The following is an 11,396-nucleotide window of genomic DNA, read 5'->3' on the forward strand; positions in this document are numbered from 1 at the left end:
CCCCCCCCCGGCCCCGCCGCCCCCGCCGTCCGCGGCCGGTGACGCGCCCGGCCCGCCGGCCGCCGGGCCGCGGGAGACCGGGCCGCACCCCGTCCCGAACGGGCGTCCCGCCGCCGCGCCGGACGCGCGCGCCGACCAGGTCCCGGCGGGCGGCCGGCACGAGGAGCGGGGGCGCTAGGTGGACCACGTCCTCGTCAAACGGCTCCGCCAGGAGGTCGGCGACCGGCTCGCCCAGCAGCGCCGGATGGACGCCGCGCACGGGCTGCCGCCGATGTCCGGGGAGGACGAGCGGCAGTTCGCCCGCGCGCTGATCGGCCAGGTGCTGGAGGAGTTCGCGCGCGGCGAGATCACCTCCGGGCGGCGCCCGCCGAACGCCGAAGAGGAGGAGGCGCTCGCCGCCGGGGTGCACGCCGCGCTGTTCGGCGTCGGCCGGCTCCAGCCGCTGCTGGAGGACCCCGAGATCGAGAACATCGACGTCAACGGCTGCGACCGGGTGTTCATCGGCTACGCCGACGGCCGGGAGGTGATGGGCGAGCCGGTCGCCGAGTCCGACGAGGAGCTGGTCGAGCTGATCCAGATCCTCGCCGCCTACAGCGGGCTGTCGTCGCGGCCGTTCGACACCGCCAACCCGCAGCTGGACCTGCGCCTCCCGGACGGGTCGCGGCTGTCGGCGGTGATGGACGTCACGCTGCGCCCCGCGCTGTCGATCCGGCGCGCCCGGCTCGGCAAGGTCTTCCTCGCCGACCTGATCGGCAACGGCACCTTCAGCCAGGAGATCGGGCTGTTCTTCCGCGCCGCCGTCCTCGCCCGCAAGAACATCATGATCGCCGGGGCGACCAACGCGGGGAAGACGACGCTGCTGCGCGCCGTCGCCAACGAGATCCCGGCGAACGAGCGGCTCATCACCGTCGAGCGGGCCCTGGAGCTCGGCCTGGACGCCTTCCCCGAGCTGCACCCGAACTGCGTGGCGTTCGAGCAGCGCCTCCCGAACTCCGAGGGGCAGGGCGCGATCTCGATGGCGGAGCTCGTCCGCCGGTCGCTGCGGATGAACCCGTCCCGGGTGATCGTCGGCGAGGTGCTCGGCGACGAGATCGTCACGATGCTGAACGCGATGACGCAGGGCAACGACGGGTCGCTGTCGACCATCCACGCCAACTCCTCGGCGGAGGTGTTCAACCGCATCTCCACCTACGCGATCCAGGCGGAGGAGCGGCTGCCCGTCGAGGCGACGCACATGCTGATCGCGGGCGCGATCGACTTCGTGGTGTTCATCGAGAAGCGCAACGACTACGCCTCCGGCGGTCGGCTGCGCCGCTACGTCGCGAGCATCCGCGAGGTCACCGGCGTGGACGGGCGGGTGCTGTCGTCGGAGGTGTTCGCGCTCGGGCCCGGCGGGTCCGCGGTGCCGGCCGCGCCGATCGCCTGCGTCGACGAGCTGGCCGAGTACGGCTACGACCCGTCCCACGGCGGTGCCTGGTGATCTTCAGGTGCAGGGTGATCTTCAGGTGCAGGGCGAACCGCGCGGGAGGTGGGTGATGTACTCCCCGGACGTGCTGCTCGCCATCGTCGCCGGCGCCGTCGTCGGCGGCGGGTTGCTGCTGCTGGGCGTCGCGATCCGCGGCCTGCCCGACCGCGGCCGGCCGGCGCGCGGCCGCAGCCGCGAGGACCTGGTCCGCACCCTCACCACCCGCACCGCCCTCGCGATCATCACCGGGGTGGTCGTGCTGGTGGTGACCCGCTGGCCGATCGCCGCCGCCGGAACGGGCGCGCTCGTGCTCGCCTGGGACGGCCTGGCCGGCGGCGCCGCCGAGGAGCGCAAGGGCATGGCGCGGCTGGAGGGCCTCGCCGCCTGGACGGAGTCGCTGCGCGACACCATCGCGGGCGCGGTCGGCCTCGAACAGGCCATCCCCGCCTCGCAGCGCGCCGCCGCGCCGGCCCTGCGGCAGCCGCTGCGCGACCTGGTCGACCGGCTGCACACCCGCGTCCCGATGCCGGAGGCGCTGCGCCGGTTCGCCGACGACATCGACGACCCGTCCGCCGACCTCGTCGTCGCCGCGCTGATCCTGAACGCCAAGCTGCGCGGGCCCGGCCTGCGCGACATGCTGACCGCGCTCGCGACGTCCGCCCGCGCCGAGCTCGACATGCGGCGCCGCGTCGAGGCCGACCGCCGCTCCACCCGCCGCAGCGTCCGGATCGTCGTCGGCGTCTCGGTCGGCACGGCCCTCGCCCTCGCCGTGTTCAACCACTCCTACGTGCAGCCCTACGACGACTTCCTCGGCCAGCTCGTGCTGTGCGTGGTCGTCGCCCTGTACGGCGCGGCGTTCCTGTGGCTGCGCCGCCTCGCCAAGTACGACCTGCCCGGACGGTTCCTCAGCGAGCCGCGGCAGGCGCGCCCCGGCGTGCCCGGCGAGGTGCCGAGCACCGTCGCGGCCTGGCAGGCCCGGCGCGCCGCCCAGCCCGGCAGGACGGGCACGACCCAGGACGTCCCGCTGCGCGGCCGCCACACCATGGACGCCGGCGGCGGTGGTCCGGCATGACGGGCGGTGACGCGTGACCGGTGCGATCCTCGCGGGCGCCGCCGTCGGCCTCGGCCTCTACGCGCTCGTCCGGGCGCTGTTCCCGGCGCGGCCCGGCCTCGCCGGGCGCCTCGCCGCGCTGGACGCCGCCCGCCGCCGCGACCTGGAGGACGCGCAGGCCGGGACGGCCCCGCCGCCCGGCCGGCTCGGCGGGATGCGCGCGCGGCTCGGCCGCGAGCTGGCCGAGTTCTGCGCGTCGCGCGGCTGGAAGATGCGCTCGATCCGCGCCGACCTCGCCATCACCGAGCGGTCGCTGGAGGCGTTCCTGGCGTCCAAGTTCCTGCTGCCCGCCGCCGCGCTGCTGTTCATCCCGCTGATCGTCGCCTACTTCGCGCTGCTCGGCTTCGGCTCGTCCGTGCAGGTCCCGGTGTGGATCTGCGTGCTGTTCGCCGCGCTGTTCTTCTTCTTCCCCGACATGCAGCTGCGGCAGGAGGCGCAGGCCCGCCGGCAGGACTTCCGGCACGTCGTCGGCGCCTTCCTGGACCTGGTCTCGATGAACCTCGCCGGCGGGCGCGGCGTCCCGGAGGCGCTGATGAGCGCCTCGAACGTCGGGGAGGGCCCGGCGATGCGCCGGCTCCGCGACGCGCTCGGCAACGCCCGCCTCACCGGGCAGACGCCGTGGCAGGCGCTCGGCCGGCTCGGCGACGACCTCGACATCGCCGAGCTGCGCGACCTCGCCGGCGCGCTGGCGCTGGTGTCCGACGACGGCGCGCAGATCCGCAAGTCGCTGTCCGCCCGCGCCGCCTCCATGCGCAGCCGCGAGCTGTCGGACCTGGAGGGCAGGGCGGGCGAGCGGTCCCAGTCCATGCTCGTCGCGCAGCTGTTCCTGTGCGCCGGCTTCCTGGTCTTCCTGGCCTATCCGGCCCTGATACGGGTGCTCGCCTCATGACGCCGCACCGCGGCCGGCCCGTCCCCGCAGTCCCCCTGGAGGTGGCACGATGAACCCGCTCAACGATCCGGCCCTGGTCTATCTGCGCGCGCTGCTCGCCACCCGGCTGGCGCGGCTGCGCGACGAGGAGGAGCGCACCAAGGGCGCGTCCGCGATCGAATGGGCGATCATCACCGCGATCCTCGCGCTGATCGCGATCACCATCGGCGCGATCATCCAGAAGAAGATCCAGGACAAGGCCAACAGCATCAACACGGGCTGACCGGGATGCGGTCCCGTGCACCCGCGCCCCGGCCGTGGCGGCGGCGGTGGCGGTCGCGGTGCGCCGCGGTGGTCGCGGCGGCCGGGCGGCGGCTCCGGTCCGACCGCGGCGTGTCGTCGATGGAATGGGCGCTGCTCACGCCGGTGCTCATCCTCGTGCTGCTCGCCGTCGTCCAGTTCACGATGGTGTTCCATGCCCGGCAGGTCGCGCTGGCGGCCGCGCAGGCCGGCGCCCGCGTCGCGCGGACCGAGCCCGTCGGCGGCGGCTGGCAGGACGCGGCCGCGTCCAAGGCCACCGGCGACATCGACCACATCGGGCCGCACCTGATCAGCGGCCTGCACGTCGACACCGGCGAGGTCAACGACGAACGCTGGGTCGAGGTCAGCGGCGACGCCGTGCAGGTCATCCCGTTCCTGACCTTCCACGTGTCGCAGCGGTCGCAGGGCCCGATCGAGTGCTTCCGCCCGGACGTCGGCGCGGGCCTCGCCTGCCAGCGGGGGGCGGGCCAGTGAAGTGGCGGGACAGGGATGGGGACCGCGGCTCCATGTCGCTGGAGCTGGTCCTGGTCACGCCGCTGTTCGTGGCGTTCCTGCTGTTCCTCGCCGGGGCCGGGCGGATGGTGGACGCGCAGAGCCAGGTGGACGGCGCGGCCCGCGACGCGGTGCGCGCCGCGTCCATCGCCCGCGACTCCGGATCCGCGCAGGAGCTCGCGCAGGAGACCGCCACCGCCGGCCTGCGCGACTCGCGCTGGTGCTCCGGCGGGCCGTCCGTCCAGACCGACGTCTCCGACTTCGCGCCCGGCGGGCGCGTCGAGGTGACGATCGTCTGCGACGTGGACCTGTCCGACCTGGCGTTCATCGGCCTGCCCGGCACCAAGCGGCTACAGGGCCGGTCGGTCGCGCCGATCGACACCTTCACCTTCCGGGGCGGCGGGGACGCGCCGGCGGAACCGGGGGACGGCCGATGAGACGGGTCCTGCGCCGCCTGGCGCGGCGCGTCCGGGTGCGGGACGACCGCGGCACGGTCGCGATGTACACCGTCCTGTTCACGCCGATCGTGCTGATGCTGGCGGGCCTGCTGGTCGACGGCGGGCTGGCGATCCACGCCCGGCAGCGCGCCGCCGACATGGCCGAGCAGGCCGCCCGCGCCGGCGCCAACGAGATCGACACCGACGCGCTCCGCGCGACCGGCGAGCCCGTCCTCGACCCGGGCCGGGCCCGCACCGCGGCCTGCGACCTGCTCGGATCGTTCGGCACGCAGGTCACCGCGTCGCGCTGCGACGCCGACCAGCAGCAGGTGACGGTCAGCGTCGAGATCACGGTGAAACCGCAGATCCTCGGGATCGTCCCCGGGCTCGGCTCGTTCACCCTGTCCTCCACCGAGACCGCCCACCCCGTCACCGGAGGAGACGGCCCGTGAGGCCCACCGAAAACGGCTTTACCATTGGTGCGACGTCCGAGGACCGGAGAACGGTGGGGGCGCGATGGTGACGCGGCACGGGCAGCGGCCTCCGGCACGGGCGCGCGGACCGCTCTACGGCAGGCGCCGAGGGCCCATGGACGTCCTCGCCGGCATCGGTGCGCTCGCCGCGCTGGCGGCGCTGCTCGCCGGGGTCCCGTACGCGCTGCTGACGTTCTTCGGCTCGCCGCTCCCGTCGCACCTGCCCGCGGCGTCCGACCTCACCCACCGGGTCGGGCCCGGCTCGCTCATCGGCATCCTCGTCGTGCTGGTCTGGCTCGCCTGGATCCAGCTCGCCGTCTGCGTGATCGTCGAGGTGTACGCGGGGGTGCGCGGGGTCGGCGTGCCCGCGCGGGTGCCGCTCGCCGGCGGCATGCAGTCGCTGGTGCACCGGCTGGTGGTCGCCGCGCTGCTGCTGTTCACCGCCGCGTCGGTGATCGCGCCGGCGTTCTCCGGCGGGCTGGCGCAGCGTCCCGCGCACGCACAGGCGCAGGAGTACCACCGGGCCCCGGACGCGCCGGACCACCGGGCCGCCGAGGCGGCGTCCCCGCCCGTCGACACCCGCACCGAGTCCCTCACCGAGGCCCCGGTCTCCACCAAGATCTACCGCGTGCATCCGCCGGAGGGCCGCCACCACGAGAGCCTCTGGGAGATCGCCGAGAAGTGCCTCGGCGAAGGGCGCCGCTACAAGGAGATCTACGACCTCAACAAGGGGCACGTGCAGCCGGACGGGACGCGCCTCACCATCGCGAGCCTGATCCGCCCCGGCTGGATCCTGGAGATGCCGGCGGACGCCAAGCACGCGCAGTCCGTCCCCGTCCAGGACCTGCAGGACTACTACCGGTACGGGCACGCCGTTCCGGACCACGAGCAGCACCCGCAGGAGCCAGCGCCCTCGACGCCCGCCCCACAGAAACCGGCCCCGCAGCCGTCCGCGCCGGCGACCCCGGCGCCGCAGCCGTCCCAGACGCCGGCGCCGACGCACACCCCGGCGCCGCAGCCGACGCACACGCAGGCGCCCGCGCCGTCGCACACACCCGCGCCCGCGCACACACCCGCGCCGTCACATGCGCCCGCGCCGTCGCACGCGCCGTCCCATCAGGCCGGGACGCCCTCGCACCCGCCCGCGCACGGCGGCGGTACGGAAGGGCCGTCCGGCGAGATGGGCGGCGGCGCCGGGAGCGGCGGGGCGAGCCTCCCCGGCCACACCAGGACCGCCTACGAGGAGCCCGGCCCGTCGTTCGAGCTGACGTGGCCGCAGGGGCTCGCCGCGGCGTCGCTGCTGGCCGCCGGGCTGCTCGGCGTGCTCGGCCGGCGCCGCCGCACGCAGATGTGGAACCGCGCGTTCGGGCACATGATCGTCCGGCCCGAGGGCGCGGCGGCGGAGGCGGAGCGGGCGCTGCGGTTCGGCGCCGACGCCGACGGCGCGCGCCTCCTGGACCTCGGGCTGCGGCACCTGTCGAAGTCGATGGCCGCCGGAGGCCGCGCGCTCCCGACCGTCTACGGGGTGCACCTGGGGCGGTCGGAGAACGGGCAGGGCAGCATCGACCTGTGGATCGCGCCCGCCGACCGCAACCCGCCGGCGCCCTGGCAGGCGTTCGACGACGGGCAGGTGTGGCGGCTGCGCGCCGACGCGGCGGCCGGGCTGGAGGCGTCCGACCTCGCCGACGTCCTCGCCCCCTACCCGGGCCTGGTGTCCATCGGCACCAACGACAGCGGCCGGATCCTCGTCGACCTGGAGGCGGCGCACGGGCTCGTCGCGCTGCGCGGACCGGACGCCGACCGGCGCGCCGCCCTCGCCGCGATCGCGATGGAGCTGGCGACGAACCGGTGGTCGGACCACATGCGGATCACGCTCGTCGGGTTCGGCGCCGAGTTCGGCGAGGGCCTCGGGCGGATCGCCCCGGACCGGATCCGGTCCGTGCCGAACCTCGCGGACGCGCTGCCCGAGCTGGAGGGCCGCAGCGAGGAGGTGCGGCAGGCGCTCGCCGCGTCCGGCGTCGACTCGGTGCTCACCGGCCGGTGCCGCGGCGTGTTCGGCGAGGCGTGGATGCCGCACTACCTGGTCATGGCGGACCCGCCGACCGAGCAGGAGGCCGACCGGCTCGTCGCGCTCGCCCGCACCGGCACCCGGATGGCCGCCGGCTACCTCGTCCCCGGCGACGTGCAGGGCGCCACCTGGACCTGGGACGTCGACGAGCGCGGCCGGCTGCACGCCGGCGTCCTCGGCTTCGAGGTGGACGCCCAGCTCGTCCGCGACGACCAGTACCGCGCCGTGTTCGAGCTGTTCCGGACGGCCGGCCGGGCCGAGTCGGTGCCGCTGCCGGACGTGGCGGACGGCCCGCAGCCGCCGGCCGCGCAGCAGTCGTCGGTGGACGTCCGGCTGCTCGGCCCGATCGAGGTCGAGGCGCCCGGCCCGATGGACGGGAGCCGCCGCGAGCTGTGCACCGAGGTGCTGGTCTACCTGGCGGCGCACCCGAACGGCGTGCATCCGACGGTGCTGTCCGGCGCGATCTGGCCGCGCGGCGTCACCGCCGGGGTCCGCGACGCGTGCGTGGCCCGCGTGTCGGACTGGCTGGGCCGCGACGCCCGGGGACGCCCGAACCTGTACTACGACGAGCGCGGCCGGATCAGGCTCGGCTCGGAGGTCCGCGTCGACCTCGCGGTGTTCCGGTGGCTGGTGTGGCGGTCGGCGGCCGAACCCGCGTCGGAGATGGCTTACATGGCGTACGCGCTCGACCTCGTCCGGGGGCCGCTGCTCGCCGGGCGCCCGCGCGGCCGGTACGCCTGGCTCGCCGCGCACGACCTGGAGTACGAGGCGACCGCACGGGTCGTCGACGTCGCGCACCGGCTCGCCGTGCTGCGGCTGGACGAGGGCGACGCGCGCGGCGCGGTCGCCGCCGCCCGCGCCGGGCTGCGGCTCGCGCCCGAGGACGAGGGCCTGTGGCGCGACCTGCTCCGCGCGACCCACGCGACCGGCGACCAGGCGCAGGTCAAGGTCGCGGTCGACGAGCTGCGCGGCCGCATCGGCCACGACCCGATGATCGACCAGCTGCAGCCCGAAACGGAGGCGCTGGTGGAGGAGCTGCTCCCCGAATGGCACCGGGTGGGCTCCCCCTGACGGTCACCGGTACAGGCCGGTGCCGCCCAGCGCGAACCGGCCCGGCTGCGGGTGCACGCACAGTCCGGCCGGACGCCCCTTGACCCGCGCGTGCCGCAGCACCCGGCCCGTCCTGGTCGACACCGCGTAGACGAGCCCGTCCGGGTCGGCCAGCCACAGCGCCCGGCCGTCCGACGACACGCCGCCCGGGACCGCGTTCCCGCCGCCCGGCAGCGGCCACCGCGCGGTGACGCGGCGGGCCCGGAAGTCCACGGCGGCCAGGGTCCCGCCGCCCGACACGAACAGCCGCCGCGCGTCCCGGCTGATCGCCAGGCCCCGCGCGCCCGGCGCCGTCGGGAGGAACCCTTGCGGTGCGAACGTCCGCGCGTCCACGGCCCAGACCCCGCCGCGCGCCGCGTCCGCGACGAAGAACGTCCCGCCGTCCGGGGACAGCCGCAGGTCACCGGGCCGCGCCCCGGCCGGCAGCCGGACCGTGCCCGCGACCCGCCGGCCCGCCACGTCCAGCCGCACCAGCGCCCCCGCCGACGTGCAGCTCATCACCAGGTATCCACCGCCGAGCGTGAAGTCGCCGTCCTGCGCCGCGCACGGCAGCGGCACCGCCGCCCTCGGCCGCATCGTCCACGGGTCGCGGACCTCGATCCGCCGCGGCCGCCCCGCCGCGACCAGCGCCGTCCGCCCGTCCGGCGTGAAGTACAGACCCGCGGGGTCGGCGACCCGCACCGGCCGTCCGTGGCCCCCCGACCGCGCGCCCACGGGGACCAGCACGTCGTGCACGGTGTCGGCGACCCACAGCTTCCGCATGTCCCACGACGGGACGACCCGCGACGCCACCGCGCCGGCGCCGAACCGGCCGACCGGCCGCATCGTCCGCGGATCGATCACCTCGATGCCGTGCCCGCTCGCGACGTACAGCCGCGCCGGCATGTCCCGCGCCTTCGGCGCGATCATGCCGGGTCCGGTCGCGGCGTACACCCGTCCGCCCGCCGGCGCGACCGGCACCGCGCCCGGCGGGTCCGCCGCCTTGGGCCGCGCCGGCGTGGACCGCACGTAGGGCGAGGCCCCGCCGAGTCCCACCACCGGCTCGTCCGCCCCGCCCTCACCGGGCCGGTAGAACGCCACGGGCGACCCGCACCCCGACACCATCGCGGCCGCGATGAGCGAAGCGAGCGCGCGGCACAGCGCCCGGCGACGTCCCATGGCACGGCCTCCTCCCATCACGGCGGCCGACTGTACTCCGCCCGCAACGCAGTGCGCCCGAATAATTACCAAACGTGTTCACCTCTCGAGCGATCGCGCGCCGCCCGTGACGGGGAACGGGGGTAGGGTCCGGGGGCTACGGCGGTGATCTTGGGAGGGGCGGGTGAGCGTGGTGGACGAGCTGGTGTTGTTCGAGCGGAGCAGGCGCGGCGGGGTCGTGGGCACGGCGGTGCTGGTATTCCTCGGCGTGCTCTTCGTCGTCGTCGGCGTCGTGATGGTGTCGCAGGGCGGGTCCAAAGTGGTCGCCGCGGTGTTCGCGTTCGTGTTCGGTGCCGCTCTCGTGGTGCTGGCGGCGCTGGCGCTCCGCGGCGGTGTCGCGCCGGACCGGCTGGCCCTCACGCCCGGCGGCGTTTCCATCTCTCGCCGCGAGGAGTCGTTCCTGCTGCCGGTCACCGCGATCAGGTCGTTCGAGCTGGTGCCGGTGAAGGGCGTCCGGACGCTGAACGTGCGGTTCGACCCGGCCGCGGTGCCGGACGTTCCCGCGCACGTCGCGCGGCTGGGGACGGAGCTCGGCCCCGGTGAGCTGCGGCTGGTCGCCGTGGGGGAGCGCAAGCCGTTCGCCTCGCCGGCGCTCGCGGCGCGGGCGCGCGAGTACGTCGCGCGCCACGGTCTCGGGGAGTGGCGCGACGCCTAGTCGGACTTGCCGAAGCCGATGCCGAACTCGCGGTAGACGCGCTCCCAGAAGCCGTCCCGCAGCCAGGTGCGGGCCTCCTGGTAGGGGCGCAGGGAGCCGCCGAGCTCCTTCTCGGCCTCGATCAGCAGCTCCTTGTCGATGACCGGCGGCAGGATCGGGCCGGGGAGCAGGTCGCGGATGTTGTCCCGGCCCCGCTCGAAGATCCACTTCTGGGCGACGTGCTCGCCGATCTCCAGCATGTGGTCGCGGTCGGGCCCGAGCCGGCCGTCGGACTGGGCGGTGGACGCGGAGTTCATCGAGGCGGCCACGGTCGCCGGGGTCACCGGGGTGCCGCCCGGGACGGGCACGGCGGTGCGGACGGCCGCGGCCGGCGCCGGCTTGACCGCCGGGGGGCGTCCGGCGAACACCTGCGATGGGGACGGGACGGGCGAGGTGCGCTGCGCGGCGGCGGCCGCGTCGCGGACGGCGGCGGCGGTGCCCGGTGCGGGCACCGGCAGCACCTTGGCCTTGGTGAAGTAGGGGCGCAGGAAGTCGGCGGACAGCACCTCGACCCGGTCGGACTCCCACACCAGCCACTCGGCCTGGTTGGAGCCGTGCGTGGGCTCGACGCCCCACAGGTGCACGCGGACGCCGTAGCGCTGCGCGGCCTCAACGGCGGGCAGCATGTCCTCGTCGCCGGCCAGCAGCACCGCGTCGGTGATCGCGCGGTGCCGGGCGAGCGCCTCCAGGTCGGCGCGCAGCTGCGCGTCCACGCCCTTCTGCTGGCCCTGCGCGTTCAGGTTGCCCAGCCGCAGCTTCACCAGGGGCAGGTTGGCGATCACGCGCTGGTCGACGGTGGGCTGCTTCTTGGGCGCCGCGTCGAACCAGTAGACGCGCAGCAGCTCGCCCAGCAACTGGTCGTCGGCGTGGCTGGTCAGCGACTTGATCAGCTGTTCGGCGGCGACCCGGTACTCGCGCCGGGAGCCGCAGCCGAGCAGCAGGGCCCCGGAGGCCGCGTAAAGGTACCCCGCGTCGACGAAGATGGCGTATCGCGCGGGCTGTGGAACGAACTCCGAGGTGGCCATGGCCTTCCACCTTATTCGTGCGGAGACCTCCGCTGGGCGCGAACCACGGTTACGTGTCGCCCGATCCGATTCCCCGCCGGGACATCGACACCCCCCATACGGCGTGACATCGGACGCGACCCGGGCGCGTCGCCG

The 11,396-nt window shown here is 75.5% G+C and carries 11 protein-coding genes; 9 read left to right on the forward strand and 2 right to left on the reverse strand.

Annotated features, from left to right (window positions below):
- Positions 1-178 precede the first annotated feature (178 nt).
- From ABD296_RS47310 to ABD296_RS47345, 8 genes are all read left to right on the forward strand, one after another.
- Positions 179-1,480 (forward strand): CpaF family protein, encoded by a 1,302-nt coding sequence (locus ABD296_RS47310; RefSeq protein WP_344284343.1) that lies wholly within the window; start codon positions 179-181, stop codon positions 1,478-1,480.
- Between the two features lie 55 nt (positions 1,481-1,535).
- Complete coding sequence (locus ABD296_RS47315) at positions 1,536-2,537, forward strand: type II secretion system F family protein (protein WP_344284346.1); 1,002 nt, start codon at positions 1,536-1,538, stop codon at positions 2,535-2,537.
- 13 nt (positions 2,538-2,550) lie between these two features.
- The gene (locus ABD296_RS47320) at positions 2,551-3,465 is read left to right on the forward strand and encodes a type II secretion system F family protein (RefSeq protein ID WP_344284349.1); all 915 of its coding nucleotides are present in this window, start codon (positions 2,551-2,553) and stop codon (positions 3,463-3,465) included.
- A gap of 49 nt (positions 3,466-3,514) precedes the next feature.
- Positions 3,515-3,727: a Flp family type IVb pilin gene (locus tag ABD296_RS47325; RefSeq protein WP_285911354.1), complete on the forward strand. Its 213-nt coding sequence runs from the start codon at positions 3,515-3,517 to the stop codon at positions 3,725-3,727.
- 5 nt (positions 3,728-3,732) lie between these two features.
- The gene (locus ABD296_RS47330) at positions 3,733-4,239 is read left to right on the forward strand and encodes a TadE/TadG family type IV pilus assembly protein (RefSeq protein WP_344284355.1); all 507 of its coding nucleotides are present in this window, start codon (positions 3,733-3,735) and stop codon (positions 4,237-4,239) included.
- A 32-nt stretch (positions 4,240-4,271) separates the two neighbouring features.
- On the forward strand, positions 4,272-4,694 hold the full coding sequence (locus ABD296_RS47335) for a TadE family protein (RefSeq protein ID WP_344284358.1): 423 nt from the start codon (positions 4,272-4,274) through the stop codon (positions 4,692-4,694).
- Positions 4,691-5,146: a TadE/TadG family type IV pilus assembly protein gene (locus ABD296_RS47340; RefSeq protein ID WP_344284361.1), complete on the forward strand. Its 456-nt coding sequence runs from the start codon at positions 4,691-4,693 to the stop codon at positions 5,144-5,146. The genes ABD296_RS47335 and ABD296_RS47340 overlap by 4 nt, the downstream gene beginning before the upstream one ends.
- A 136-nt stretch (positions 5,147-5,282) precedes the next feature.
- Complete coding sequence (locus ABD296_RS47345) at positions 5,283-8,306, forward strand: BTAD domain-containing putative transcriptional regulator (protein WP_344284364.1); 3,024 nt, start codon at positions 5,283-5,285, stop codon at positions 8,304-8,306.
- A 3-nt stretch (positions 8,307-8,309) separates the two neighbouring features.
- Here the strand turns inward: ABD296_RS47345 and ABD296_RS47350 are convergent, their stop codons facing one another.
- A complete protein-coding gene (locus tag ABD296_RS47350; protein WP_344284367.1) occupies positions 8,310-9,503 on the reverse strand; it encodes a YncE family protein in 1,194 nt (397 codons plus the stop codon).
- 163 nt (positions 9,504-9,666) lie between these two features.
- Between ABD296_RS47350 and ABD296_RS47355 the strand changes: the two genes are divergently transcribed.
- Positions 9,667-10,197, forward strand: a complete 531-nt coding sequence (locus ABD296_RS47355; RefSeq protein ID WP_344284370.1) for a hypothetical protein — start codon at positions 9,667-9,669, stop codon at positions 10,195-10,197.
- Here the strand turns inward: ABD296_RS47355 and ABD296_RS47360 are convergent.
- The gene (locus ABD296_RS47360; RefSeq protein WP_344284373.1) at positions 10,194-11,261 is read right to left on the reverse strand and encodes an NYN domain-containing protein; all 1,068 of its coding nucleotides are present in this window, start codon (positions 11,259-11,261) and stop codon (positions 10,194-10,196) included. The two genes, ABD296_RS47355 and ABD296_RS47360, sit on opposite strands and share 4 nt — an antisense overlap.
- Positions 11,262-11,396: the final 135 nt, after the last annotated feature.

The organism is Actinomadura napierensis, assembly GCF_039529375.1.
Classification (GTDB): Bacteria; Actinomycetota; Actinomycetes; order Streptosporangiales; family Streptosporangiaceae; genus Spirillospora; species Spirillospora napierensis.